Annotated in this window: 24 protein-coding genes and 1 pseudogene; 15 read left to right on the forward strand and 10 right to left on the reverse strand. The window is 69.2% G+C overall.

Annotation, left to right across the window (positions count from 1 at the left end):
• Nucleotides 1–36: 36 nt before the first annotated feature.
• Nucleotides 37–489, forward strand: coding sequence for a carboxymuconolactone decarboxylase family protein (locus tag ACWDZ6_RS15555; RefSeq protein ID WP_451503309.1), 453 nt, complete (start codon nucleotides 37–39; stop codon nucleotides 487–489).
• Nucleotides 490–698: 209 nt separating this feature from the next.
• On the opposite strand, the gene ACWDZ6_RS15560 is transcribed toward ACWDZ6_RS15555, so the two are convergent.
• Nucleotides 699–1,112: a hypothetical protein gene (locus ACWDZ6_RS15560; protein WP_451503247.1), complete on the reverse strand. Its 414-nt coding sequence runs from the start codon at nucleotides 1,110–1,112 to the stop codon at nucleotides 699–701.
• Nucleotides 1,113–1,419: 307 nt separating this feature from the next.
• Here ACWDZ6_RS15560 and ACWDZ6_RS15565 point away from each other — a divergent pair, with 307 nt between their 5' ends.
• A complete protein-coding gene (locus ACWDZ6_RS15565; RefSeq protein ID WP_451503248.1) occupies nucleotides 1,420–1,887 on the forward strand; it encodes a hypothetical protein in 468 nt (155 codons plus the stop codon).
• Between the two features lie 48 nt (nucleotides 1,888–1,935).
• Here ACWDZ6_RS15565 and ACWDZ6_RS15570 read toward each other — a convergent pair whose 3' ends face one another.
• Nucleotides 1,936–2,877 carry an AraC family transcriptional regulator gene (locus ACWDZ6_RS15570; protein ID WP_451503249.1) on the reverse strand — a complete coding sequence of 314 codons (942 nt, stop codon included), beginning with the start codon at nucleotides 2,875–2,877 and terminating at the stop codon, nucleotides 1,936–1,938.
• 143 nt (nucleotides 2,878–3,020) lie between these two features.
• Between ACWDZ6_RS15570 and ACWDZ6_RS15575 the strand changes: the two genes are divergently transcribed.
• The gene (locus ACWDZ6_RS15575) at nucleotides 3,021–3,905 is read left to right on the forward strand and encodes an MBL fold metallo-hydrolase (protein WP_451503310.1); all 885 of its coding nucleotides are present in this window, start codon (nucleotides 3,021–3,023) and stop codon (nucleotides 3,903–3,905) included.
• A 46-nt stretch (nucleotides 3,906–3,951) separates the two neighbouring features.
• Here the strand turns inward: ACWDZ6_RS15575 and ACWDZ6_RS15580 are convergent, their stop codons facing one another.
• A complete protein-coding gene (locus ACWDZ6_RS15580; protein WP_451503250.1) occupies nucleotides 3,952–4,731 on the reverse strand; it encodes a GDSL-type esterase/lipase family protein in 780 nt (259 codons plus the stop codon).
• A gap of 134 nt (nucleotides 4,732–4,865) precedes the next feature.
• Between ACWDZ6_RS15580 and ACWDZ6_RS15585 the strand changes: the two genes are divergently transcribed.
• Nucleotides 4,866–5,843, forward strand: coding sequence for a WD40 repeat domain-containing protein (locus ACWDZ6_RS15585; protein WP_451503251.1), 978 nt, complete (start codon nucleotides 4,866–4,868; stop codon nucleotides 5,841–5,843).
• Between the two features lie 77 nt (nucleotides 5,844–5,920).
• Here ACWDZ6_RS15585 and ACWDZ6_RS15590 read toward each other — a convergent pair whose 3' ends face one another.
• Complete coding sequence (locus ACWDZ6_RS15590) at nucleotides 5,921–6,316, reverse strand: PPOX class F420-dependent oxidoreductase (RefSeq protein WP_451503252.1); 396 nt, start codon at nucleotides 6,314–6,316, stop codon at nucleotides 5,921–5,923.
• Between the two features lie 406 nt (nucleotides 6,317–6,722).
• Between ACWDZ6_RS15590 and ACWDZ6_RS15595 the strand changes: the two genes are divergently transcribed.
• The 3 genes from ACWDZ6_RS15595 (at nucleotide 6,723) to ACWDZ6_RS15605 (ending at nucleotide 10,070) form a co-directional block, all read left to right on the forward strand.
• Entirely contained in the window at nucleotides 6,723–8,048 is a 1,326-nt protein-coding gene (locus ACWDZ6_RS15595; RefSeq protein ID WP_451503253.1) for a beta-propeller fold lactonase family protein, read from the forward strand.
• A gap of 134 nt (nucleotides 8,049–8,182) precedes the next feature.
• Nucleotides 8,183–8,812 (forward strand): hypothetical protein, encoded by a 630-nt coding sequence (locus ACWDZ6_RS15600; protein WP_451503254.1) that lies wholly within the window; start codon nucleotides 8,183–8,185, stop codon nucleotides 8,810–8,812.
• 223 nt (nucleotides 8,813–9,035) lie between these two features.
• Nucleotides 9,036–10,070, forward strand: a complete 1,035-nt coding sequence (locus tag ACWDZ6_RS15605; protein WP_451503255.1) for a peptidase — start codon at nucleotides 9,036–9,038, stop codon at nucleotides 10,068–10,070.
• Nucleotides 10,071–10,190: 120 nt separating this feature from the next.
• Here the strand turns inward: ACWDZ6_RS15605 and serC are convergent, their stop codons facing one another.
• Both serC and ACWDZ6_RS15615 read right to left on the reverse strand, forming a co-directional pair.
• Nucleotides 10,191–11,309, reverse strand: a complete 1,119-nt coding sequence (gene serC, locus ACWDZ6_RS15610) for a phosphoserine transaminase (RefSeq protein WP_351446651.1) — start codon at nucleotides 11,307–11,309, stop codon at nucleotides 10,191–10,193.
• A gap of 95 nt (nucleotides 11,310–11,404) precedes the next feature.
• On the reverse strand, nucleotides 11,405–12,016 hold the full coding sequence (locus ACWDZ6_RS15615) for a GTP-binding protein (RefSeq protein ID WP_451503256.1): 612 nt from the start codon (nucleotides 12,014–12,016) through the stop codon (nucleotides 11,405–11,407).
• A 220-nt stretch (nucleotides 12,017–12,236) separates the two neighbouring features.
• On the opposite strand from ACWDZ6_RS15615, the gene ACWDZ6_RS15620 reads away from it, so the two are divergent.
• The 4 genes from ACWDZ6_RS15620 to ACWDZ6_RS15635 all read left to right on the forward strand — a co-directional run bounded on the left by ACWDZ6_RS15620 (nucleotide 12,237) and on the right by ACWDZ6_RS15635 (nucleotide 18,748).
• A complete protein-coding gene (locus ACWDZ6_RS15620; RefSeq protein ID WP_451503257.1) occupies nucleotides 12,237–15,089 on the forward strand; it encodes an FAD-binding and (Fe-S)-binding domain-containing protein in 2,853 nt (950 codons plus the stop codon).
• 168 nt (nucleotides 15,090–15,257) lie between these two features.
• Entirely contained in the window at nucleotides 15,258–15,731 is a 474-nt protein-coding gene (locus tag ACWDZ6_RS15625) for a hypothetical protein (protein ID WP_451503258.1), read from the forward strand.
• An 11-nt stretch (nucleotides 15,732–15,742) separates the two neighbouring features.
• The gene (locus ACWDZ6_RS15630) at nucleotides 15,743–18,037 is read left to right on the forward strand and encodes a hypothetical protein (protein ID WP_451503259.1); all 2,295 of its coding nucleotides are present in this window, start codon (nucleotides 15,743–15,745) and stop codon (nucleotides 18,035–18,037) included.
• A gap of 36 nt (nucleotides 18,038–18,073) precedes the next feature.
• A complete protein-coding gene (locus ACWDZ6_RS15635) occupies nucleotides 18,074–18,748 on the forward strand; it encodes a hypothetical protein (protein ID WP_451503260.1) in 675 nt (224 codons plus the stop codon).
• 11 nt (nucleotides 18,749–18,759) lie between these two features.
• On the opposite strand, the gene ACWDZ6_RS15640 is transcribed toward ACWDZ6_RS15635, so the two are convergent.
• The 4 genes and pseudogenes from ACWDZ6_RS15640 to ACWDZ6_RS15655 form a co-directional block, all read right to left on the reverse strand.
• Nucleotides 18,760–19,179, reverse strand: a complete 420-nt coding sequence (locus ACWDZ6_RS15640; RefSeq protein WP_451503261.1) for a pyridoxamine 5'-phosphate oxidase family protein — start codon at nucleotides 19,177–19,179, stop codon at nucleotides 18,760–18,762.
• Between the two features lie 182 nt (nucleotides 19,180–19,361).
• Nucleotides 19,362–19,466 (reverse strand): annotated as a pseudogene (locus ACWDZ6_RS15645) (DUF397 domain-containing protein); the annotation flags it as partial.
• A complete protein-coding gene (locus ACWDZ6_RS15650) occupies nucleotides 19,463–19,828 on the reverse strand; it encodes a DUF6879 family protein (RefSeq protein WP_451503262.1) in 366 nt (121 codons plus the stop codon). The gene ACWDZ6_RS15650 and the pseudogene ACWDZ6_RS15645, both read right to left, overlap by 4 nt.
• A gap of 70 nt (nucleotides 19,829–19,898) precedes the next feature.
• On the reverse strand, nucleotides 19,899–20,759 hold the full coding sequence (locus ACWDZ6_RS15655; protein WP_451503263.1) for a LysR family transcriptional regulator: 861 nt from the start codon (nucleotides 20,757–20,759) through the stop codon (nucleotides 19,899–19,901).
• Nucleotides 20,760–20,860: 101 nt separating this feature from the next.
• On the opposite strand from ACWDZ6_RS15655, the gene ACWDZ6_RS15660 reads away from it, so the two are divergent.
• The 4 genes from ACWDZ6_RS15660 to ACWDZ6_RS15675 all read left to right on the forward strand — a co-directional run bounded on the left by ACWDZ6_RS15660 (nucleotide 20,861) and on the right by ACWDZ6_RS15675 (nucleotide 26,000).
• Nucleotides 20,861–21,859, forward strand: coding sequence for an EamA family transporter (locus tag ACWDZ6_RS15660; protein ID WP_451503264.1), 999 nt, complete (start codon nucleotides 20,861–20,863; stop codon nucleotides 21,857–21,859).
• A gap of 81 nt (nucleotides 21,860–21,940) precedes the next feature.
• On the forward strand, nucleotides 21,941–22,729 hold the full coding sequence (locus ACWDZ6_RS15665) for a TIGR03084 family metal-binding protein (RefSeq protein WP_451503265.1): 789 nt from the start codon (nucleotides 21,941–21,943) through the stop codon (nucleotides 22,727–22,729).
• Nucleotides 22,729–24,405 carry an acyclic terpene utilization AtuA family protein gene (locus tag ACWDZ6_RS15670; protein ID WP_451503266.1) on the forward strand — a complete coding sequence of 559 codons (1,677 nt, stop codon included), beginning with the start codon at nucleotides 22,729–22,731 and terminating at the stop codon, nucleotides 24,403–24,405. The genes ACWDZ6_RS15665 and ACWDZ6_RS15670 overlap by 1 nt, the downstream gene beginning before the upstream one ends.
• The gene (locus ACWDZ6_RS15675) at nucleotides 24,402–26,000 is read left to right on the forward strand and encodes an acyl-CoA carboxylase subunit beta (RefSeq protein ID WP_451503267.1); all 1,599 of its coding nucleotides are present in this window, start codon (nucleotides 24,402–24,404) and stop codon (nucleotides 25,998–26,000) included. Before ACWDZ6_RS15670 ends, ACWDZ6_RS15675 begins: the two co-directional genes overlap by 4 nt.
• Nucleotides 26,001–26,004 lie beyond the last annotated feature (4 nt).

Raw genomic sequence — 26,004 nt, forward strand, 5'->3', positions numbered from 1 at the left:
ACCCTGGAATCGGCTCCGGCCGCGTCGCGCAACTCCATGGAGTCGACCATCGAGCACCTCGGCCATCTGCCGCCCGCGGTCGCCAAGCTCGCCGCGTCACCGCATCTGCTGGACGGCTTTCTGAAGCTCAGCGCCCTGTTCGAGCGGACGACCCTGGAGCCGGTCGCGCGCGAGGTGGTCGTCATGACGGTCGCGACGCGCAATGAGTGTCATGTATGCGTCGCCATGCACACCGGCAAGCTGCGTTCGCTGGGCGCGGAGGGGGAGTTGATCGCCGCACTGCGCGAGCGGAAGCCGCTCGGCGACGAACGACTGGAAGCGGTACGGCAGTTCGCGCTGGAGGTGCTGCGTACGGCAGGCGGCGTGGGTGACGAGGAGTTGCGGGCGTTCCTCGCGCACGGCTATACGGAGCAGAACGCGCTGGAGGTCGTCATGGGCATCGGGACCTACACGATGTCGACGTTCGCGAACCGGCTGACGCGGGCGTAGTGGCGGGGCCGCCGCGGGTCACCCGTTCGGCGGCCCCGGCCCTGCGGGCGCGGCGGCCCGTGGCGCATGGTGAGGGAACGGTCCGGTCGGTCGGCCGAGGGAGCCTCACGATGGTGGCAGCAGGATCACGGTCCGCGTACGGGCGGCGTGGCCGTGCGGCCGCGGCTCGCGCGACCGCACGGCTCGACTCGGAGCGTGGCCGGGAAGTGTCAGGACTTGGCGGTGATGGTCGAGCCGCAGTCGAAGCGGCTGGTGGAGCCGTTGACGGTGTTGCCGAGGCAGACGGTCAGCTTGACCGTGCGGTCCTCGACGAGGTCGCCGTGCTTGTAGGTGGAGCAGTTGCCGGCATTCGGGGTGAAGTACCTCTCGAAGCTGCCGGTGTACGGCACGTCGTTGGGGCCCGCGTACCAGGTGGCGGTGATCTTCAGCCAGACGCCCAGGCCGTCCGACTTGGTGTCGCAGGCTCTGAACGTGTCACCGTCGTCCGTGAACGTGCCGTACGCGGTGCCGGAGGTGTGCGCGTAGGCGTACCAGGTGCTCGCGGCCTGGGCGCTGGAGACGTTGCCGAGGGCGATCGCCGTGGCGGCGCCGGCGACCGCGGCGATGCGGATGAGTTTGCGCATGGTGTGGAGCCTTCCTGTGGGCGCTGTGATCGCGTCAGCGTAGTTCCGGCGGCCGGTCTACAACAGGCCTTTTCTGTCAAGGCAGTTGGAGACCGCTTGTCTGTACGGGGGGTGACGATGCCGCGGCCGGATTTGGCCGCTGCCGGTCGGAGTTCATGGGACCGGCCTTGCTTTCTTGAGGTGCACATGCCGCAATGACGACAGTCACTGACTGCCCATCAGGCCCGGAGCACACCCCGGCCCCAGGCGGCGCGTAACGGCAGCCGGCGACGGCATCCCGTACACCCCCACACGAAGGCGGGACCCCATGAAGCACGGCAGACTCGGATTCGGCGTATTGGTGAGCACCGGCGTACTGGCCGCAGGCGCGCTCGTGATGGCACCCGCCGCGAACGCGGTGACGCCGGACACGGCCAGCATCTCCTTCGACTGCGGTTTCTTCGGCTCGGGCACGGCGACGCTCACGGCCACTCAGGACGGCACGGCCGCGACCATCAGCCTGTCCACCTCGGCCATCAAGTCCCCGCTCAACATCTCGGCGAACTCGGTCAAGTCGACCCTGAAGCTGACCAACAACGGCTCCGGCACCTCGACGTTCACCGGCAATTCCAACCCGGCGATCCCCGCCGGGGGCGACGTGTCCACCGGTCCCCTCAACGGGACGGTCGCCGCGGGCGACAGCCTGGAAGCGTCGTCACTGACGGTCGTGGTCTTCGGCATCACCGCGACCTGCAACGCCACGTCCGCGCAGACTCCCGGCCCGTTCGTGTTCTGACGGCCGGACGAGCGACCCGGTGCGGCGCCGCGCGCGTGCGGCGCCGCCCTACTGCGCCGCGTGCGTTCGGTACCTGCCCGGTGTCGTGCCGAACAGCCGGCGGAAGGCATGGGAGAGGGCGTACGGCGAGCTGTAGCCGACCCGGCGGGCGATGGTGTCGAGCGGTTCCTGGGTGTCGCGCAGCAGTGCGGCCGCGCGGGTCAGCCGCCACCAGCCCAGATAGGCCATCGGCGGGCGGCCGACCAGGGCGGTGAATCTGCGCGCCAGTGTGGCCCGGGAGACGCCGACCTGGGCGGCGAGCCGTTCGTTGCTCCACGCCCCGGCGGGGTCCTCGTGCAGGACCCGCAGGGCGGCCGCCACCACCGGGTCGTTCAGCGCGGCGGGCCAGCCGGCGGCGCCGTCGGCTCCGCCGTCCGTCATCCAGGCCCGCACCATGTAGACGAGCAGCAGGTCGAGCAGCCCGGGGACGACCACACCCGTGCCGGGGCGGTGAGCGCCGATCTCCCGGCCGAGCAGGTCGATCGCCGCGCGCAGTTCCGGGTGGCGGCCGACGCGGTTCGGCAGATGGACGACGTCCGGCAGCTCCGCCATCAGCGGGTGTGTTTTGCTGCGGTCGAGCCGGTACTTGCCGCACAACAGCTCGGCCACGGCCGGTGCGTCCTCGGGCGGCGGCGGGGGCGAGGCCATCCGCAGTCCGTGCCCGTCGAGCCACAGCCCGAAGGGGACCGCCTTCTCGATCGTGCCCCGGTCGGCGGGAGCGTCGGCGAGCACATGTCCCGCCCCGTGCGGCAGGAGCACCACATCGCCCGTGCCGAGGGAGACCGCGGAGCCGCGGTCGGGCCGCAGCCAGCAGCTGCCTTCCAGTACGACGTGGAAGCCCGCTCCGTCGTACGCGTCGAAGCGGGAGCACCAAGTCCCGGCCACCCGTACCCGGTTGGACGAGGGGCGCCCGACGCGGACGGCCGAGATCGCGTCACTGACGACATCCATCGCGCCAGCGTAGCGATACGCACCACCGCTGAGTCGTGCGCGTATCCGATTGAGCGGCACAGGCATTGAGCCGCTCATCGCGCCCTTCCTAGGCTCGACCGGGACAGAGCAGCCGATGAGAGGTGGCGACCGTGGACCGCATCATGATGGGTGACGTCGAGGTCATCAGGGTCAGGGAGTTGCAGGGGCCGTTCGGTCCCGCCCGGGAGATAGTCCCGGACTGCCCGGGGGAAGTCTGGAGCGACAACAAGGAGTGGATGGCGCCGGAGTTCTGGGAGCCGGACAGTGACAGCTTCGTCGCCACGGTGCAGACCTGGGTGCTGCGCAGCGAGGGGATGACGGTCCTGGTCGACACGGGGGTCGGCAACGGCCGGCAGCGGCCCGGCGCCCCGCCGTTCGACAACCTGAAGACGGGCTTCCTGAGCCGGCTGGACCGGGCCGGAGTGCGGCCGGAGGAGGTCGACGTCGTGATCAACACGCACATCCACGCGGATCACGTCGGCTGGAACACCGTCGATCAGGACGGCGAGTGGGTGCCCGCCTTCCCGAACGCCGGCTACCTGATTCCGGCGGCCGACTACGCTCACTTCGGCCCGGACGGCCCCGGAAGTGGTCCCGGGCGCCGGGAGATCGAACGGCTGGTGTTCGCCGACAGCATCGAGCCGGTGCACCGCTCCGGCCAGGCGGTGCTGTGGGAGGGCACCCACCGCATCGACGCCAACCTCACGCTCGAGTCCGCGCACGGCCATACGCCGGGCTCGGCAGTGCTGAGGCTGGCGTCCGGGAGCGACCGGGCGGTGTTCATCGGCGATCTGCTGCACAGCCCGGTGCAGATCCTCGAACCGACCTGCAACAGCTGCTTCGACGAAGACGCGGAGCGCGCGGCGGCGAGCAGGAGGAGGGTCCTCGAACGCGCGGCGGATGAAAGGGAGTTGGTGGTCCCGGCGCACTTCGGGGGAGCGGGCGCGGTGGAGGTCCGTCGCGACGGGTCCAAGTTCGCGATCACCCGGTGGGCGGCGTACGCCTGACGGTCCCGATGAGGACGGCCCGGGCGGCGGAACCGAGTGGCGGCGGTTACGGGCCGGCCATGACCGCGCCGTCCGCGGCGTCGACGGCTTCCACGTCGCGATCAAGGTAGTGACGGTGGGCGGTACGCCGGCTTGACGGCGCCGCCGATGCCCCGTACCGCCCGCCGAGCCCCCACGCCTGGTGCATCGCCTCCGCGAAGGCCGCCGCCAGCTTGTGTTCGCCCGTCGGGCCCGGGTGCGTCCCGTCGTACGTGTCCGTGTCGATGGCGTACGAATCCGGCGGCGACGCCAGCAGGATCGGCGAGGTCGGCGAGTCCAGGTCGGCGACCGCCTTTGCCAGGAGCTCGTTGAAGCGGTCGCACTCCGCCGCGAAGGGGGCGTCCGAGCGGGCCCGTATGTTGGGGATGACCGGCAACAGGATCATCCGGACACGGGGGTTGGCTGCGCGGGCCTCGGTGATGAACCGGCGGGCGTTCACGGCGGTTTGGGTGCTGTCCGTGTAGAAGCCGAGGTCTATCAGGCCGAGCGAGACGAGCAGGACGTCCGCCTGTTCCGCGGTCACCGTCCCGCGGATGACGGGGGCCATGTGGAGCCAGCCCTCGCCCCAGCCGGACAGGTGGCGGCGGGCCTCGGAGGGGAAGGCCGGGTCCGCGTAGGTGTGCGACACCGGCGTGTTGGTCGCCGTGTCGTACAGCGCGGTGCGGGGGCCGACGATCTCGTAAGGGCCCTCGAAGGACGCGGCAAGGTGCTGCCACATGCGGTAGCGCCAGCTGTAGTCGCCGGCGCGTCCGATGGTCATGGAGTCGCCGACGAACATGAAACGCATGGGGGTCATCATGGCGGATCAAGCCACGCACCTGCGATGTGAGGCCGGACACGGTGGCAGGGGCGACCGCGGCAAGGGCGACGTCGTCGGCGGCGCGGGCTGATCGCGTCGACGCGAGATGGCAGGCTGGGGGCATGCGTTCGCTTCCGTACGTCACCGGTTCCGCCGTCGCTGCCGCTGCCGCCGTCGTCCTGCTCGCCGCGGGCCCCGCCGCCGCCGACGACTCCGGCTTCACGATCAAGGACCCGAGGATCACGGAGTCGAGCGGGCTCGCGGCCAGTCACGCGTACCCCGGGATCTACTGGACGCACAACGACCAGGACGAGCCGCGCGTCTTCGCCGTCGACTCCAGGACCGGCGAGACCGTCGCGACGGTCACGCTGAAAGGGGTCGGCAAGCCCCGCGACATGGAGGCGATCTCGGTCGGGCCCGACGGGAACGTGTACGTCGGTGACATCGGCGACAACCTCAACGGCAGCTGGGACCACGTGTGGATCTACCGCTTCCCGGAGCCGAAGACCCTCAAGGACGTGACCGTCCGCGCGACACAGTTCACGGTGAAGTACGCGGACGGCGCGCGCAATGCCGAGGCGCTGATGGTCCACCCCAGGACCGGCCGGGTCTACATCGCGTCGAAGAACGAGGACGGCGGCGGACTGTACGAGGGCCCCGCCACGCTCACCGCCTCCGGGACCAATGTCTTCCGGCGGATCGGTGAGGTGCCATGGGTGACGGACGGGGCCTTCTCGCCCGACGGCAAGGAACTGGTGCTGCGCTCGTACTTCAGCGCGCGCGGATACGAATGGAAGAACGGCAAGCTCGGCGCGGACCACCGGGTGAGCGCGCCGCTGCAGGGGCAGGCAGAGTCGGTCACGTACACGCTGGACGGGAAAGCGCTGCTGTTCGGCTCGGAGGGGGAACAGAGCGGGGTGGAGCGGGTCGCGACCGGCAAGGAATCCGACTCGGGCGGGGACAGCAAGTCACCGTCCAGGGGTGGGAGTCCGGCCGTCGGCGATGACGGGGACAAGAGCACCCTCACGTACGGACTGATCGGCATCGTCGGCGTCGGCGCACTTGTCCTCGGCGTGAAGCGTCTGCTGCGGCGCGGCTGACGGCCATACCGCGCCGTGCGCGGTGTGCGGGGTCAGCCTTTCCGGCCGACCGCCCTGCCGCTCTGTCTCCCGACCGGTCATCCGCCGAGCGGGCGTACCTCGTAATGCAGCGTCCGGTCCCGCTTCACCTTGTGCGCGAACGGCACGAGCGCACCGTGCATGAACGGGTACTTGCGCGTGAGCAGCTTCGCCGCGTGCTTGCTCTCCTCACTGCCGTGCTCGAGCAGTCGCGCCCGCGCCTTGATCGTGGGGCCGGTCGGCCTGCCGCGCAGTGTGCACGGCGCCAGCTCGATTTCCGGGTTGTTCCGCATCCGCCGCGCCTTCCAGGCCTTGGCGTAGGTGCGGACGTATGCGTGGTCGCCCTCGACGACGATGCTGACGGGAGTACCGACGCCGGTGCCGTCCCGTTTGTAGCTGGTGAGCAGGACGGTGTACTGCTCGACGAACGGGGTGAGCCCCGGGCTCGCGCTCATACCTCCATGAATGCATGTTCCGGGCGCCGCGTCATCCCGCCGCGACCGGATACCCGTCAAAGGGGTAAGTGGATAATTCTCTTTGATTATCGATTCGGCATTGAGGTATAAAACGCAACACATCAAACATGTGCACAATTGCGTCATTTATAGTTCCCCCGAGTCACACAGATAATTTCTGCACCCCGTCATGAATCGGGGTCATCACCAAGGATGCGGAGGTCCCGTGTTCGGTCTTCGGGCTCGTCAAGTCAGATGCCCCTCTGGAAATCACGGCACTGGTAATTCCGGAAAGAGCTCATGGTGGTCCCGTAAGCGGGCCGCCACCATCGCCCTTACGGCGCTCGCCTCGTTCTCCCTCTTCCCCGCCGCGCCGGCGAACGCCGCGCCCTCGGACTTCCTCTACGTGGCGAACCACGACGACAACAACGTCTCGGTGATCGATACGTCCACCGACACCGTCGTCGGCACTCCCATCACTGTGGGCGCCGGCCCCACAGCGATCGCCATGCTCCCGAACGGCACCAAGGCGTATGTGAGCAATGGGAGTGGCAACAACGTGTCGGTGATCGACACGGCCGACAGGACCGTCACCGCCACCATCGGAGTCGGCGTTAACCCCCGCGGCATCGCCGTCACGCCTGATGGCACGAAGGCCTACGTCACCGACACCGGTTCAAACGAGGTCTCGGTGATCAACACCGCCACCGACACCGTGTCCAGCACGATCAGTGTCGCCGGACAGCCGCTGTCCGTGGCGATCTCCCCCGACGGAGACACCGCCTACGTCGTCAACGTCGGCAACAACACCGTGGCGGTGATCGACACCGCCGCCGACACCGTGAGCACCACCATCACCGTGGGCACCAACCCTTCCGACGTGGTGTTCGCGCCCAACGGGGCCAAGGCGTACGTCACGAACTCCACCTCGGGCACCGTCTCGGTGATCGACACCGCCACCGACACCGTGACTGGCTCTCCCATCACAGTGGGCACCGGGCCGAACGGTCTGGACATCCTGTCCAACGGTTCGAAGGTCTACGTCGCCAACCCCGGTTCCGACAGCGTGTCCGTGATCGACACCAGCACGGACACCGTCGCCACCACCATCACCACCAACATCGGCGACGACCCCCAGGACGCCGTGGCGACGAAGAACGACCAGAAGGTCTATGTGCCCAACCACGGCGACAACAACGTGTCGGTGATCGACACCGCGACGGACACCGCCAGTCCCACCCAGGTGCCTGTCGGACTCAGTCCCGGAGGAGCCGCTGCCTCTCCGAGCCAGGGTGGCGCGGTCGTCACGTTCGAGGTCAGCCCCACCGATGGCCTGACCATCACCGTCCCGGACACCGCCACCCTCAGCAGCGTCGCCCCCGGCGGCACCGCCACCGGACAGCTCGGCAACGTCACCGTCGACGACCAGCGCTCCCTCGCCGACGCCAGTTGGGCCTCCACCGTCAGCCTCAGTCAGGACTTCACCACTACCGGAGGCTCCCCCATCTCCGGCGGCGCCGTGACGTACACACCCGGCGCCCCCGTCGCCCAGACCAACGGACCCTTCACCGCCGGAACCCCCGGAACCCTCGCCAACCCCCGCACCGCCTACAGCAAAACCACCGGCTCCGGCGACAACAGCGTCACCTGGAATCCCACCCTCGACGTCGCCGTCCCCGCCGCCGCCGTCGCAGGCACCTACACCGGCACCTTCACCCACTCCGTGGCCTAGGAAACAACCAGCCACACACGCCGGTCCGCGCAAGGCCGCCGCCGCGAACGCCGCGACGGCGGCCTTGCCGTGTACGTCGCCCAAGCGGCGCATCACGAGATGAAGACCCACAGCATCTGACATACCGTCACTTCATGACGCTTATCGACGGTATGCGGGCACCGATCCGGCGCGCTGTCGTCCTGGCCGGACTCTGCGTCACCCTGGGATACGCGGCGGTCGCAGCCGCTCCGGTCCACGCCGAGGGAACCGGAGACAGAGACAGAGACGACTACAGCGGCAGCGAGGAGTCCGGGGACAGCGGGTACGGGGACAGGGGCGACACAGACGTCTTCTTCGAGGTGGGACCCACCGGCGGGCTCACCGTCTCCGTTCCCTCCAGGGCCACCCTGCCCTGCACGGTTCCCGGCGGCACCGCCCGGGGCCGGCTCGGCGAAGTGGAGGTCGCGGACGAGCGTTCCGCCCCCTACGCCCAGTGGACCGCCATCGTCTCGCTGCGCCGCGAGTTCACCGCCGGCAGCCACGGGAACGACGCCATCTCCGGCTCACGCGTCCGGTACGCCTCCGGCCCGCCGATCCACGCCTTCAACGGCCCCTTCTTTCCAGGATCCCCAGGCAGCCTCGACGCTCCCCGCGTCGCCTTCAGCCATCCTGACGGCTTCGGAAACAACTTCGTCTCGTGGAATCCAGCCCTGGACGTTCACGTGCCCGAGTCCGCGGTGGCCGATCTCTATCAGGGGACCGTTACCTATTCGGTGGCCTGACCCACGGACGCCTGAATCCCCCGACAATTCCACTAATTCAACGTCGAGACACAGGCTCAACATTCCGGATTTCTGCGCAGTTCCGTCTTTATAGTTCCTCCTGGCCATCACACTCCTCGGGCCGGTCGGCTCGGACGGCCCACTGAACATCACGGAAATAGGGTGGTGACCCATTCTGAGGCATAACCCACCACGCGCCTGGTCGCGCACCCGGGCCGTCGCCGTGATCATCGCGGTGGCGGCCTTCCTGTGCGCCACTTCCGACGCCCGCGCCGTGCCTGTCCCCGCTGTGCCCGCGCTCGACTCCGGGCCGGGCCGGTTCGGCGTCCGGCTGGTCGACGCGCCCGTGGCCCGGCGCAACGACCCCCGTGCGCGCATCTATGTCGTGGACCATCTCAAGCCGGGGATGGCCATCAAGCGCAGGATCGAGGTCTCCAACAAGTCGGCGTCCCCTCTTCGTATCGACCTCTACGCCGCCTCGGCCCTCGTCAAGGACAGCAGGTTCCTGTTCGGCCCCGCGCGGACGCCCAACGAACTGACCCGGTGGATCCGGGTCGAGCCCGGCAGCGTGAATCTGGCGGCTCGCACGAAGTCCATGGTCGACGTGGCGCTCACCGTGCCGCGCACCGCGCAGTTCGGGGAGCGCTACGCGGTCGTGTGGGCCGAGAGCCAGGCCCTGCCGGATGCGCGGCACAACGTCGGCAGCATCCACCGCGTCGGTGTGCGCGTCTACCTGGACGTCGGGCCGGGCGGTGACCCACTGGCCGACTTCGTCATCCAGAAGACGATGGGAGCCCGGGACGAGCAGGGCCGTCCGAGCGTCACCGCCGTCGTACACAACCTTGGCAGACGCGCCATGGACGTGACGTCCGGGCAGCTCACCCTGACCGGCGGCCCCGGCGGCGTCAGCGCGGGCCCCTTCCGTATCCCTCCCGGCACCACCTTCGCCGGGTACCAGACGGGCACCATCGCCATTCCCCTCGAATCGCGGCTGCCCGACGGCCCCTGGAAGGCCCGGCTCGAACTGCGCAGCGGCCTGGCCCTGCGATCGGCCTCGGCCACGGTGATGCTGTCCATGCCGAAGCAGCCCCAGCAGCCCCAGCAGCCCCAGTCGTACAAGCGCTGGTATCTCATCGGAGCGGCAGCGGCCCTCGTCCTTGTCGCGCTCGTCACCACGGTGCTGCTGCTCCAACGCAGACGCCGCGGAATCCGCAAGGCCCCGGACACTCCGGAGAGGCTCCGAACATTGCCCCATTGACGCGTATCCGGGTCGTACCCCACGCCGTGCTGTCGCGCCGGCGCGCAGCAGCGAACGCCCCGCACGGACGAGGGGCCCGGGCGCGACACGCGCCCGGGCCCCTCGTCGTACAGGCTTCGGTTACAGCTTCTCGATCACGTAGTCGATGCACGCCGTCAGCGCCTCGACGTCCGCCGGGTCGATCGCCGGGAACATCGCCACGCGCAGCTGGTTGCGGCCCAGCTTGCGGTACGGCTCGGTGTCGACGATGCCGTTGGCGCGCAGCGTCTTGGCGACCGCCGCCGCGTCGATCTCGTCCGCGAAGTCGATCGTGCCGATGACCTGCGAGCGCTTCGCCGGGTCGACGACGAACGGCGTCGCGTACTTGGACGCCTCGGCCCAGCCGTACAGCGTCCGTGAGGACGTCGCCGTGCGCCGGACCGACCAGTCCAGGCCGCCCTGGCTGTTCATCCAGGTCAGCTGCTCGTTCAGCAGGAAGAGCGTCGCCAGCGCCGGAGTGTTGTACGTCTGGTTCTTCAGCGAGTTGTCGATCGCCGTCGGGAGGCTGAAGAACTCCGGGACGTGACGGCCCGAGCCGTGGACACGGGCGGCGCGCTCGAGTGCGGCCGGGGAGAAGACACCGATCCACAGGCCGCCCTCGGAGGCGAAGGACTTCTGCGGGGCGAAGTAGTAGACGTCCGTCTCGGCGATGTCGACCGGCAGGCCGCCCGCGCCGGAGGTCGCGTCGACCAGGACCAGCGAACCCTCGTCCGCGCCCGCGACGCGCTTGATCGGGGCCGCGACACCGGTCGAGGTCTCGTTGTGCGTGAAGGCGTAGACGTCGACGCCGGCCTCGGCCTCCGGGTCCGGGTGCGTGCCCGGGTCGGAGGTGATCACGGTCGGCTCGGCCAGCCACGGCGCGAGCTTCGACGCCTTCGCGAACTTGGAGGAGAACTCGCCGAAGGACAGGTGCTGCGACTTGTTCTCGATCAGTCCGTGCGTTGCGATGTCCCAGAAGGCGGTGGAGCCGCCATTGCCCAGGATCACCTCATAGCCCTCGGGGAGCCGGAACAGGTCGCGTACGCCGTCGCGCACCGCGCCGACCAGGTTCTTCACCGGGGCCTGGCGGTGGGACGTACCGAGGAGAGAGGTGCCGGTGGCGGCCAGGGCGTCCAGCGCCTCCGTACGCACCTTGGAGGGGCCCGCGCCGAAACGGCCGTCGGCGGGCTTGATGTCAGCGGGAATCTGGATCTCAGCCACGTTCGGGAGCGTATACCGGTCCGGCGCCAGGACGGATACGCGGTCCGGCGAATGAGACGGCCGTCTCGGCCGTACGGGGGCCGCTGAGCTGCGTGTCAGCCCTCGGCGGGCAGTGACAGCGCGTGCACGTGCTCGATCAGCGCGAGCAGGACGAATTTGCTGGAGGAGTGGTCCCGCGCGTCGAACTCCACCAGCGGTACCTCGGGCCCGAGAGCGAGCGCCTCGCGGATCTGGTCGTCGCTGTGGAGCGGGCCGCCGAGGTCGTTCACGGCGACGATGAAGGGCGTGCCGTTGTCCTCGAGACGGTCGATCGCGTACCCGGCGTCGTCGAGGGAGCGGGTGTCGACGAGGACGACCGCGCCGAGGGTACCTGCGAGGACGCGGTCCCAGAGGAACCAGAAGCGTTCCTGGCCGGGTGCGCCGAAGAGGTACAGAACGCTGTTCTCGTCGATCGTGAACCGGCCGAAGTCGAGAGCGACGGTGGTGGCGGATTTTTTCCGCACGGGGGTGGTGTCGTCGGGGCTGGGGCCGGCGCGGCTCATCGCCTCCTCCGTGTGCAGCGGACGTATCTCGCTGACGGAGCGGACCATGGTCGTCTTACCGACTCCGAAGCCGCCTACGACGACGATCTTCAGAGTGTTGACAGTCGTCCCGGCGAGCGCGGGGTGGGGCTGCGCCGGGGAGACCGCCCGCGTGACGCGAGTCATCGGTTCTCGTCGGTGCCGGTCATCGAGTGTTGCCTTCCGGGGGTGGCGGTGGCAGTAACTGGAGCCGCTTGTTCCTGATCAAGTGGTCGTCACTATAGGAGAGTTGCCGATCCCATTGGGAATTTCCTGTGGGGTTTCCCGGTGGGAGGTGCGGCGCGGCGGGCACAGCTGGCACGTTTCCTTCGGGTGTGACGAGAGAGACAGGGGCATCCTGAGACACATGGCTGAACAGCGACAGGTACAGCGGGGCAGCCGGAGCGGTCAGGACCGCCGGGAGACGGGCGAACTGGCCCGCGCGCTCACCCGGGCGGTACGCGGCGAGGTGGACTTCACCCCGGCCGCCCGGGCGCTGATGACCATGGACGCGTCCAACTACCGGCGCGTGCCGGTCGGCGTCGTCGCGCCGCGCGACGCCGAGGACGTGGCCGCCGCCCTGGAGGTGTGCCGGCGGCAGGGGGTGCCGGTGGTGCCGCGCGGCGCCGGGACCTCCATCGCGGGTCAGGCCACCGGCATCGGCGTCGTCCTGGACTTCACCCGCCATATGAATGCGGTGGTGGAGGTGGACGCGGCGGCGCGTACAGCGGTGGTGCAGCCCGGTGTCGTCCTGGACACCCTGCGGGACGCCGTACGGCCGCACGGGCTGACGTTCGGGCCCGACCCGTCCACGCACAGCCGCTGCACCCTCGGCGGGATGATCGGCAACAATTCGTGCGGCTCGCACTCGGTGGCGTGGGGCACGACCGCCGACAACATCCGGAACCTGTCCGTGCTCACCTACGGCGGCGCGGAACTGCGGCTCGGACAGGGCTGGGAGGGTGGCGCGCCGACGGGGCTGCGGGACTTGGTCGACCGGAATCTGGCGCTGCTGCGGACCGGGTACCCGGACGGGCTGCCGAGGCGCATCTCCGGATACGCGCTGGACGCTCTGCTGCCCGAGAAGGGCGTGGATCTGGCGCGGGCATTCTGCGGCAGCGAGGGCACGCTGGGCGTGCTGACCGGGGCGAGCGTACGGCTGGTCGATGCGCCGCGCGCACGGGCGCTCGCCGTGCTCGGCTACGCCGACGAGAGCGCGGCGGCGGAAGCGGCCCCGGGCCTGCTGGCGTACCGTCCGCTGACCGTCGAGGGCATGGCCGAGGATCTGGTGCGGGACGCGCAGGGGCTGCCGCGCGGCGGTGCCTGGCTCTTCGTGGAGACGGGTGGCGACACGGCGGCCGAGGCGCGGGCGCGGGCGGAGGGCGTTGTGCGGGCGGCCGACGCGCTGGACGGCACGGTGGTGGACGACCCGGCCGGCATGCGGGCGCTGTGGCGGGTGCGCGAGGACGCGGCGGGGACCGCGACCAGGACCGCCGACGGCGGCGAGGCCTGGCCGGGGTGGGAGGACTGCGCGGTGCCGCCGGCCCGGCTGGGTGCGTATCTGCGGGACTTCCGCGCGCTGCTCACCGAGCACGGTCTGCGCGGTACGCCGTACGGGCACTTCGGGGACGGCTGCATTCATGTCCGTATCGACTTCGACCTGATGAGTGCGGAGGGGGTGCGGGGCTTCCGGCGGTTCTCCGAGGAGGTTGCGGAGCTGGTGGTCGCGCACGGCGGCTCGCTGTCGGGGGAGCACGGCGACGGACAGGCCCGCGCGGAGCTGCTGCCGAAGATGTACGGCGACGAACTGGTCGGCCTCTTCGGCCGGTTCAAGGACCTGTGGGACCCGGCGGGCGGCATGAACCCGGGGATGCTGGTCCGCCCGGACCGCCTCGACGCCAATCTCCGTTTCTCCGTCCTGCCGAAGAAGCCCGTGGATGTCGCCTTCGGCTATCCGCACGACGGCGGGGACTTCTCGGTGGCCGTGCGGCGGTGCGTGGGGGTGGCCAAGTGCCGTGTATCCGGACCCGGTTCGGGTACGGACGTCATGTGCCCGTCGTTCCGCGCCACGGGCGAGGAGGCCCACTCGACGCGCGGCCGGGCCAGGCTCCTGCACGAGATGCTCGCGGGCGAGGTCATCCGCGACGGCTGGCGCTCGGAGGAGGTACGCGACGCGCTGGATCTGTGTCTCTCCTGCAAGGGCTGCCGGAGCGACTGCCCGGTGGGCGTCGACATGGCCACGTACAAGGCGGAGTTCCTGCACCACCACTACGCGGGCCGACGCCGGCCGGCCTCGCACTACGCCATGGGGTGGCTGCCGGTGTGGCTGCGGGCGGCGGCGCCGTTCGCACGGGTGGCCAACGCGGTGGCCCGGGTCCGGCCGCTGGCGGCGCTCGCCAAACGGCTGGCCGGGATCGCGCCGGAGCGCGAGCTGCCGAGGCTCGCACCGGTCACGTTCCGGCGCTGGCTGGGTGAGTACATGGGCGACCGGACGGCGGTCTTCACGACCGGCCGTACGGCCGTGCTGTGGCCGGACACCTTCACCGACCATCTGTCGCCGTCCGTGGGCCGGGCGGCCGTGCAGGTCATGGAGTCGGCGGGCATCGGCATCGTGCAGCCGCCGGGGCGGGTCTGCTGCGGCCTGACGTACGTCTCGACGGGCCAGCTCGACCGGGCCCGTACGGTCATGCGCCACACCCTGGACACGGTGGAGCCGCTGCTGGAGCTGGGCGTCCCGGTCGTCGTACTGGAACCGAGCTGTGCGGCGGCCCTGAAGACGGACCTGCCGGAGCTCCTGTCCGACGACCCGCGGGCGGCCCGCCTGGCCTCGTCCGTCCGCACCTTCGCCGAGGCCCTGGAGGAATGCGCCCCGGACTGGACCCCGCCGAGGATCGACCGGGCGGTGGCGGGCCAGACGCACTGCCACCAGCACGCGGTCCTGGGTGACGCGGCGGACCGCCGACTTCGCGAACGCGCGGGCCTGAAAGGCGAGTTGAGCGGCGGCTGCTGCGGCCTCGCGGGCAACTTCGGCTTCGAGCGGGGCCACTACGCGGTGTCGGTGGCGTGCGCGGAGGACCAGCTGCTCCCGGCGGTCCGCGCGGCGGGCGAGTCCGCGGTGGTCCTGGCGGACGGCTTCTCCTGCCGTACGCAACTGGAGCAGGTGGAGGGGCGGCGGGCGCGGCATCTGGCGGAGGTACTGGCGGAGGGGCTGAACGGCTGACCGATTGTTGGGGCACGACTTGCCGGGGCCGGGCAATGGTGAAGGAATCATGTGAGATGCGACAGAACGCCGATGAATTAAAAGCCCAGTTGCTAGGTTGAGGTGGAAGTTGCCGTCCACCGGACGGGCGTACGGGGACGAGGCGGATAACGGGGAAGGGATCCACCCATGGCGTGGGACGAATGGGAGCAGGTGAAAGCACAGGCGGCCGAGAAGGGCCCCACGGGAACGCGGCTCAATCAATTGCCGGCGGACGCCGGAGGCGGCGGGCAGGGTGATTTCGTCGCCTACCAGGACGACCTGGGCGCCGTCGGTCATGAAGCCTTCATTCTGCATGATCACCTCAGCAAGCAGGCGGACATCGCCGGCGCGAGTATGGACAAGCACGGCGCCGGGTCGACCATGCAGGCCGCCGGTAATCTCAAGAGCCACAACTTCGCCTTTGGTTCCGCGCTGGAGACAACAGTGACCGTGTGGGACACGCAGATGAAGACGCTCCTGCAGGCCTGCGCGCACATCTCCAATCACCTGAACTACTCAAAGAAGACGCAGGCCAACAACGAAGCCAAAATCGAAAACTCGTTCCGTCATCGCGATGGCTCCGTTGTGGCCGTGTCAGAGATTGACAAATACTTCAAGTAAGGGAGACGGCGGTGGCCAGCCTCACTTTCATGGACGTGGCCCAGGTCGACCTAGGAAAGCTCGGCACAGCCGTCACGGACTGGAAGAAGACTGTCGACAATCTGCAGAAACTTGCGAAGAACGCAGATTCTGGCATGGTGGCGAAGTCGGAATCCGCTCGCTGGGCGGGGGAAAACGCGACCGTCACACGAGAGTTCATCAAGAAGACGGCAAAGCAGTTCGACGACGCGCACGCCGAGGCCAAGAGTATCTGGACGCTCCTTGACGACGCCCATACGGAACTCGTCGCGATCCAGAAGAGCATGAAGACCGCAGTCGATGTGGATGCGCCCAACCTGGGTGTCAGGATCGAGGACATCGGCGGCGGGGCAGTCCGTTGGTACTTCCCCCACATACGGGGGGACAGTGACGAACGCACGCAAAAGCAACTCGATGCAGCACAGGAGCTGGCCGACCGGATCACGGGGTTGATAGCTCATGCCGCGGAGATCGACGCCAACATGGCCAGGGCACTCGGCAGAACCAACAAGAACGACCCCCACGATTTCAGCAGCAACAATTACGCATCGCTGGACGACGCTGAGAAGGACCGGGCGCTCGAACTGGCCGGGCTCGGCCGGAAGATGAACGACAAGCAGTTCGCCGAGTTCAACAGCATCATGAAGTACAACACGAAGGACCCCGAGTTCGCAGACGCGTTCTACAGGGGCCTTGGCGGGCCCAAGCAAGCGCTGGAATTCTTCGGTCAGATGTCCATCGACAGCGCCCACGGGGACAACAAGGCGCGTCTGGAGTTGACCAAGGAACTCCAGCGCAACATGGGTCTCACCTTGGCGACGGCCACCGAACCGGATCACAACCCCGGGTACCTCAAGGACTGGGGTGCGCAGTTCCGTAAGCTCGGAACCCAGCAGATTCCGCTCGAGAAATACGGCAGGGACTCACCTCCCTTCGGTTACCAGCTGCTCGGCGGGATCATGCGTTATGGAAACTACGACCCGAAATTCTTGAACCCCATTGCTGAACACGTGATTCAACTTCAGCAGAAGGACCCGATCCTCTTCGCCCACTCGAAGAGCGAGTTCGGTACGAATCTGTACAACCCGTCGGGCAAGGAGGGTGCCGGCTTCGACCCGGTTCCCGGGGTGCTGGAGGCTCTTGGGCACAGTCCGGAAGCCGCGAAGCAGTTCTTCACGGCGGAGCCCACGGCCTACAACGAGGATGGAACCGTCAAGGGCGGAGCTGCCGACCTCGGCAAAGTCAAGAACGAGGCGATCACCAACTACCTGGACTACTTCACCAACGAGGACTACAAGGGATTCCCGGGAGACATCAACGGTCACTTCAACCCGGACGCAATACAAAAGGCCACGAACCACGTGCCCGACGCGCTTGGGCACGCTCTGGAGGCAGCCACCCTCGGGCATGCCTACGACGACCCGACGCCCAAGCTGGTCAGAGACGAAGACTCCGCGGCCATCATGAAGTCCGTTGTCGAAAAATACGGTGACGCCGACCTGCTCGACCGTCAGGAGGTGCTCTCCGACAGTCTTGGCCGGATGGGAGCGGGCTATGTCGACGACATCAACTGGGCGTTGAACGACAACGACTCGACGAGCATGTTCGCACCTCAGCGCGACCCAGCAGATCACGCCGAGTTCGGACGGGACGGTGCGCGGAGCTTCCTCAATGCCCTGGGCAGGCATCCGGATGCCTATGCGGAACTCTCGAACGCCGAGAAGGTCTACACGACCAGCGTGCTCGACGCCCAGGTCGGCGACAACGGAACGATCAACCAGGCCCATGCCCGAGAGGCCGTACGCACCGGGGGTGAGGTGCAGGGCATGCTCGACGAGTCACGTGCTGACCAGGTCAAGGCCGACGGCCTGGCGAAGGACGAGGCCTACAACAAGGCCCTGGAAAAGCGGGCGGGCTGGATCGAGTTCGGCACGGGAGTAGGGATCGCCGCCGGTGCCGCCTTCCTTCCCCCTGTCGCAGCCGCAGGCGTTGCCGCTACCTTGATCCCGGTCATCACGGATGCGGGAACGGGAGCTCTTGAACAGCATCTCGGAAACGTTATCGGCGACTGGAGCGAATCCAAACAGCAAGACAGCGGTGACGACGTCCTGAAGCAGCGAATCGCCATTTACAACGCCGGTGAAGCCACGTCGGAAGCCCCGATGAGAGAGTTCATGAAGGTCCATGGGATCGAGCGCGACAGTCCATTCGGCGGCGACTTGGAGGAAGCGCTGAACAGCGGTTACGACAAGGGGAGTAATCGTGCGGCCCATATGGGCGAATCCTGAAACAGTAGACTCGGTTACGGGCTGAAAGTGGTTCACATGACATTCCCGGTGAGGCAAGTTGGCGCGGTACTACTTGCCCTTCTTGCCCCTCTCGTCCTTGCGGCGTGCGACGAGGGCAAGGATGGGTCGGATCACAGCAAGGATTCGCTGAGCTCCAAGCAGCTCTGCACCGGAGTCCTTTCGGCCGATGCCGGGCAGGCGATCGAATCTGTCTCCGGGGTGAAGAAGTTCTCGCAGCTCTACTCGGAGGGTGACCTGCAAGACGTCGCCAAGAGCCTCGTCGAGGCTTACTCGACCTCGGCCGACGCCTGGGCGAAGGACCACACTCTGTGCGAGGTGTACACCGTCCAGTCCGGTGCGGCATTCGACCTGGAGATCGCCTATTCTCTGGCCGAGGAGAAGAATGTGGCAGCCGGTGGTGAAGATCCCGAATTCACGAATTATAAAATTGGCCGAAAGGCTCTTGTCAAGGCCGACAAAGCCGTTCTGTACAACGAGTGCACAAGCAAGAAGCTGTCAGGCAGCGAGAGTTCTCCGGCGATAATTCGGGGTGAGCTCAAGTATCGTACCGAGCCTGAGGGAAATCCCGAGAAGGTTCGTGAGAACAGTTTGACAATCCTGAATTCAGCTTCCCTCGCACTCGCGAAGAATCTGGGTTGCGAGAAGAACGGGCAGCTCGTGGCCAAGCCCGCCCTGACACCGGCGTCCTGACGGCTGACCGGTTATGGGAGGGGCAGCTCGACGATGTGCGGAGGGTCCTGGGTGAAGTCGCTGTACCGCACCCAGGTCGGCCGCACCCTCACATGGGTGATGCCGGGCCAGGTGAGACGGTCCCGGCCGTCGGGATACGCGGCGAAGTAGCACTGCTGAATGCGTTCGAGCTCGGGGCCGGTGGGGAAGTCCGCGACGCCCTCGAGCTGCACGGTGATCGCGTCGTCCCAGCCGATGACGAGTGCGATACGGGGGTCGGCGCGCAGGTCGAGGCACTTGCGCGTCGTCTCGACGGTGTCGAACACGATCTCGAGCTCGTCACTGACCGCGAATCCGACGACCGCGGCCTGGGGCGCTCCGTCCGGGGTCACTGTCGCCTGGACGGCGAGCTTGTACCGGCGAAGGAACCACATCAGCTCGTCGCGCTTCATGAGCCTTCTCTACCACGGCCGGGACGGCGCAGGGGGCAGCCCGGATCGGGCGTGGTGCGGTTCGGAGCGCATGTCAGCAGGGCGAGGGAGAGGAACGCGGGGCGTTCGAGGTAGAAGCCGAGGGATACGTCGCCGCCCCGGCCGAGCGTCCCGGCAGTGGAGTCGACCAGCGCGGCCAGGCGAGCGACGTCCCGCTCTGCGCCGGAGCCGAACCGGAGCGGCTCCCTGCCCGGTTGCTTGCTGTTACCCAGCGCCCAGGCGTCCTCGCCGATGCGGGCGAGGGTCACGCAGGACTCGCCGTCGTGTGGGTGTTGAGCTCCCGGTTGATCTGCGAACCGTCGGGTCGGTAGTTCAGGTGCACCACGGTCGTCTCGTCGAACATCCAGAAGTCCTGGTTCGGCAGGCCGAAGTCCCGTTCCGTCACGTCCACGATGCGGTAGTCCTCCCCGGCCTCGACGTTTCCCGGGATCGCCCACTCGAACAGATAGCGGCTGTAGTCCGTCAATGGCTTGTGAACCAGCTTGGCCCGGGTCATGGTGCGGCCCGCTGCCGTGTGGCCCCGGATCGTCTGGTGCCACGTTGCATTGAAGCCTTCCGGCTTGGGTTCACCAGCGAGGAAGCTGCCGAGCGTCTCGGCCTCGGCCGGCATGGTGTACACCTGGTGCACTTCAAGCCCTTCAGTCACGTTCTCGCATAGATACGTGGCCGCCGACCACAAGTCATTCGCCCGCCGCAGCCACCTCCCGTGCCAGCTCAACCAGTTGGGGCAGCGCCGGATGCCGCGCCGACTCGCGCCACGCCAGCAGGACCGGTGCCGGTGGCGCGTCCGACAGAGGGCGGTACGTCACGCCCGGGTGCGGGTGCATCTCCGCCGTCGAGGCCACCGACGCTCCCGTGCCCCGGCCCGCCGCGATCGCCGTCAGCCAGTCGTCCGTGTTGGCGACGGTGAGGGTCGTCGTCGGGCGGGTGTCCGCGGGCCACAGGTCCGGTGTCGTCAGGCCGGAGACCGTGTTCAGGATGACCGGCCCGGCCGCCAGGTCCGCGAGGGTCAGGGAGGCGCGCGCGGCCAGGGGGCCGTCCGACGTCACCGCTGCCACCCGGGGCTCGGTGAAGAGCAGTTCGGTGACCAGGCCTGGTGTTTCCACCGGGCCGCGCAGCACCGCCGCGTCGACATCGCCGCGGGTCAGGCCCGCCGTGCGGTCGTCGATACGGAGGAGTTCCAGCGGGGTGTCCGGGTGGTCCTGCTGCCAGCGGCGCAGCAAGGGGGTCGTGTACGGGCCGAGGGCGGACCAGGCGTGCCCGAGCCGCAGCGGCCACCTGCGCAGCCGGCCGGGATTCAGGGCATCGTCGAACGCGGCCACCGCGGCCGCCGCCTTGTCGCGAAAGGCCCGGCCCTCGGCGGTGAGGGCGAGATGGTGCGTGGAGCGGTCGACGAGTCGGATGCCGAGGTGGTTCTCCAGCGCCGCGAGAGCGCGCGAGACGGTGGGCTGGGCCAGGTGCAGCCGGGCCGCGGCCCTGGTCACGCTGGACTCCTCCGCGATGGCCAGGAAGCAGCGGAGATGGCGCAGCTCGATGCTCATGTGTCTGGAGCATAACCGCAGCCCAATTGGCATTTCACGCAGCGCGTCCGCGCCCGTAGCGTGGAGGGGGTCGGCGGCCGGATCAGCCAGGGAGGTTTGCGGTGGACGAAGCGCGCACCACTGTCGTCGCGGGCGAGCTCGAGGCCGCCGCGGCCCTGGATGCCGCCGAAAGCCGAAGCCGAAGCCGAAGCCGAAGCCGAAGCCGGAACCGCGGCCGGAGCCGCAGCCTCGGCCCCGGTGTCGGCAAGGGATCCCGTCGCGCCGTCGGCCCCGTCGCGCTCGTCGTCGCCGGTGGACTCTCCGTGCAGTTCGGCGCCGCCATCGCCGTACTGCTCATGCCGCGCGCCGGAGCCCTTGGTGTGGTCACCCTGCGGCTCGTCCTCGCCGCCGTCGTCCTGCTCATCGTCTGCCGGCCCCGACTGCGCGGGCACTCGCGCGCCGACTGGGGCACGGTCATCGCCTTCGGTACCGCCATGGCCGCCATGAACGTGCTGTTCTACCAGGCCGCCGACCGGATCCCGCTCGGATCGGCGGTCACCTTCGAGGTCCTCGGTCCGCTCGCGCTCTCCGTGATCGTCTCGCGGCGGCCGGTGAACCTTCTCTGGGCCGGGCTCGCGCTCGGCGGGGTCGTCCTGCTCAGCGGCGGCGGCTTCGACCGGCTCGATCCCGTGGGCGCCCTGTTCGCGCTCTCCGCCGGTGCCATGTGGGCGGCGTACATCGTCTTCAGCGCCCGGACGGGACGCAGATTCCCGCAGGCCGACGGGCTCGCGCTGGCGATGGCGGTCGGCGCCGTGCTGAGTCTGCCGCTCGGGATCGCGGAGGCCGGATCCCAGCTGCTCGTGCCGTCCACGCTCGGTCTCGGGCTCGCCGTCGCGCTGATGTCGTCCGTCCTCCCGTACACGCTGGAGCTGCTCGCGCTGCGCCGGCTGCCGGCCCCGACCTTCGCGGTGCTGATGAGCCTGGAGCCGGCGATCGCCGCCACGGCCGGGTTCCTCGTACTCCATCAGGACCTTTCCGTGATCGACGCGCTGGCGATAGCGCTGGTCATCGCGGCGAGCATGGGGGCGGTGCGTACGCAGGTGGCCAGAAAGGCACAGTAACCAAAGCAAGCATGCTTGCTTGTTTCTCCGGGCGCTGCCATGCTCCGGGACACACAACGTCGTGTCCCGAGGGAGCGCACCGTGTCCGACCCGGCCGTCGTACTTGACGACTTGCGCAGTGAAAGTGATGAACTCGACCTGCTGGTAGGGGAGTTGACCCCCGCACAGTGGGCGGGGCCGACGCCCGCGCCGCGCTGGAGCGTCGCCCATCAGATCGCCCACCTCGCCTGGACCGACGCCGCCGCGCTGCTCGCCGTCACCGATCCCGAGGCCTTCGCCGCCCAGATCGAGAAGGCGCTCGCCGCGCCGGACTCCTTCGTCGACGAGGGCGCCGAGGCGGGCGCCGCGCTGCCGCCCGGTGAGCTGCTGGCCCGCTGGCGCGACGGCCGCGAGCGGCTGCAACAGGCTCTGCGCAAGGCCCCGGCCGGAGCCCGCTTCCCCTGGTACGGGCCGCCGATGAGCGCCGCCTCGATGGCGACCGGGCGGCTGATGGAGACCTGGGCGCACGGACAGGACATCGCCGACGCGCTCGGCGCCGTCCGCGAACCGACCGCACGGCTGCGGCACGTCGCCCACATCGGGATCCGGGCCCGCGACTTCGCCTTCGGAGTACGGGGGCTGACGCCGCCGGCCGATCCCTTCCGGGTGGAGCTGACCGCGCCCGGCGGCGAGCTCTGGGCGTACGGCCCCGAGGACGCCGCGCAGCGCGTCACCGGGCCCGCGCTCGACTTCTGTCTGCTGGTCACGCAGCGGGCCCACCGCGACGATCTCGCCGTAGGGGCCGAGGGCGCCGACGCCGACCGGTGGCTGGACATCGCGCAGGCCTTCGCTGGACCTGCCGGACCCGGCCGCGGCTCCAAGGCGGCGTGATGCTGCGGATCGGGAACGCCTCCGGCTTCTACGGCGACCGCTTCGACGCGATGAAGGAGATGCTCACCGGCGGGCCGCTGGACGTGCTGACCGGCGACTATCTCGCCGAGCTCACCATGCTCATCCTCGGCCGCGACCGGCTGAAGGACCGCAGCCTCGGCTACGCCAAGACCTTCCTCAGGCAACTGGAGGAGAGCCTCGGGCTCGCCCACGAGCGCGGCGTGAAGATCGTCGCCAATGCGGGCGGGCTCAACCCGGCGGGCCTGGCGGCCGCGGTACGCGAGCTCGCCGACCGGGTCGGCGTCCCGGTCTCGGTCGCGCACGTCGAGGGCGACGACCTCGCCGCCCGCTTCCCGGGCGCCCTCAGCGCCAACGCCTACCTCGGCGGCGCCGGTATCGCCGAGTGTCTGCGCGCCGGGGCCGATGTCGTCGTCACCGGCCGGGTCACCGACGCCGCCCTGGTCACCGGACCCGCGGCCGCGCACTTCGGCTGGGGGCCCGAGGACCACGACGCGCTCGCGGGCGCGGTCGTAGCGGGGCACGTCCTCGAATGCGGCACCCAGGCCACCGGCGGCAATTACGCGTTCTTCAGCGGCCATGACGTACGCCGCCCCGGCTTCCCGCTCGCCGAGATCCACGCCGACGGCACCTGCGTCATCACCAAGCACGACGGCACGGGCGGCCTCGTGGACGTCGGCACGGTCACCGCCCAGCTGCTGTACGAGACCGGAGGCGCGAGATATGCCGGGCCGGACGTCACCGCCCGCCTCGACACCGTACGGCTGGCGCAGGACGGACCGGACCGGGTGCGGATCTCCGGCGTGCGCGGCGAGGCCCCGCCGCCCCGTCTGAAGGTCGGACTCAACCGGCTCGGCGGCTGGCGCAACGAGGTCGTGTTCGTACTCACCGGACTCGACATCGAGGCCAAAGCCCGGCTGGTGCGGGAGCAGTTGGAGGAGGCATTCGGCAAGTCCCGTCCGGCGGAGGTGCGCTGGGAACTGGCCCGCACCGAGCGGCCCGACGGGGACACCGAGGAGCGGGCCAGCGCGTATCTGCGCCTCGTGGTGCGCGACAGCGACCCGGAGAAGGTCGGGCGCGCGGTGAGCGGCGCGGCGATCGAGCTGGCGCTCGGCAGCTACCCGGGCTTCCATGTGACGGCACCGCCCGGGAAGGGCGCGCCGTACGGGGTCTTCGAGGCCGAGTATGTGGACGCGGCCGAGGTCACGCACACGGCCGTACTGCCGCACGGGCAACGGGTGGCAGTGCGGACTCCCCTGCACACGAAGGAAGTCGGGCACCTGGAAGAGGCCGGTGCACTGCCCGAGGCACTGGACACCGCCGGGCCCCACCGCGCCGCCCCGCTCGGGCTGATCGCCGGTGCCCGCAGTGGCGACAAGGGCGGCGACGCCAATGTCGGGGTGTGGGCGAGGACCGACGACGCCTGGCGCTGGCTCGCCCACGAACTGACCGTGGACCGCTTCCGCGCGCTGCTCCCGGAGACCACGGGGCTGGCGGTCGTACGCCATGTCCTGCCGAATCTGCGGGCCCTGAACTTCACGGTCGAGGGGATCCTCGGCGAAGGCGTCGCGGCGCAGGCCCGCTTCGACCCGCAGGCGAAGGCGCTCGGCGAGTGGCTCCGCTCGCGGTACGTCGACATCCCGGAGGAACTGCTGTGACCGTGCTCGCCTCGGCCCTCGACCCCGCGGGCCCCGAATACGCCGCCCACCGCGACACCATGCTCGGCAAGCTCGCCGCGCTGGACGCCGAGCACGCCAAGGCGCTCGCGGGCGGCGGGGAGAAGTACATCGCCCGGCACCGGGGGCGCGGCAAGCTGCTGGCGCGCGAGCGGATCGAGCTGCTCCTCGACCCCGACACGCCCTTCCTCGAGCTGTCCCCGCTCGCGGCCTGGGGCAGTGACTATCCGGTCGGCGCGTCGATGGTCACGGGCATCGGTGTGGTGGCGGGCGTCGAATGCCTGATCACCGCGAACGATCCGACCGTGCGCGGCGGGGCGTCCAACCCCTGGACGCTGAAGAAGGCCCTGCGCGCCAACGAGATCGCGTACGCCAACCGCCTGCCCTGCATCTCCCTCGTCGAGTCCGGCGGCGCGGATCTGCCCTCCCAGAAGGAGATCTTCATCCCGGGCGGGGCGCTCTTCAGGGACATCACCCGGCTGTCGGCGGCCGGTATTCCGACGATCGCGGTCGTCTTCGGGAACTCGACGGCGGGCGGGGCGTACGTCCCCGGTATGTCCGACCACACCATCATGATCAAGGAGCGGTCGAAGGTCTTCCTCGGCGGACCGCCGCTGGTGAAGATGGCGACGGGCGAGGAGAGCGACGACGAGTCGCTCGGCGGCGCGGAGATGCACGCCCGTACGTCGGGCCTCGCCGACTACTTCGCGCTCGACGAGGCGGACGCGCTGCGGCAGGCGCGGCGGGTCGTTGCCCGCCTCAACTGGCGCAAGGCGCACGCCGATCCCGGTCCGGCCGCGGCGCCCAAGTACGACGAGGAAGAGCTCCTCGGCATCGTCCCCGGCGATCTGCGCACGCCCTTCGACCCGCGCGAGGTCATCGCGAGGATCGTCGACGGCTCCGACTTCGACGAGTTCAAGCCGATGTACGGGCCGAGCCTGGTGACCGGATGGGCGTCGCTGCACGGCTATCCGGTGGGTGTGCTCGCCAATGCGCAGGGCGTGTTGTTCAGCGCGGAGTCGCAGAAGGCGGCGCAGTTCATCCAGCTCGCCAACCAGCGCGATGTCCCGCTGGTCTTCCTGCACAACACCACCGGCTACATGGTCGGCAAGGAGTACGAGCAGGGCGGCATCATCAAGCACGGCGCGATGATGATCAACGCGGTGTCGAACTCGCGCGTCCCGCATCTGTCGGTCCTGATGGGCGCGTCGTACGGGGCCGGGCACTACGGCATGTGCGGGCGGGCGTACGACCCGCGGTTCCTCTTCGCCTGGCCGAGCGCCAAGTCCGCGGTGATGGGGCCGCAGCAGCTGGCGGGCGTGCTGTCGATCGTGGCGCGGGCGTCGGCGGCGGCGAAGGGACAGCCGTACGACGACGAGGCGGACGCGGGCCTGCGCGCGATGGTGGAGCAGCAGATCGAGGCGGAGTCGCTGCCGATGTTCCTCTCCGGGCGGCTGTACGACGACGGGGTCATCGACCCGCGCGACACGCGGACGGTGCTGGGGCTCTGTCTGTCCGCGATCCACACGGCACCGGTCGAGGGCGCGCGCGGCGGCTTCGGCGTCTTCCGGATGTGAGGCA

The sequence above is a fragment of the Streptomyces sp. NPDC002926 genome, from assembly GCF_053591755.1.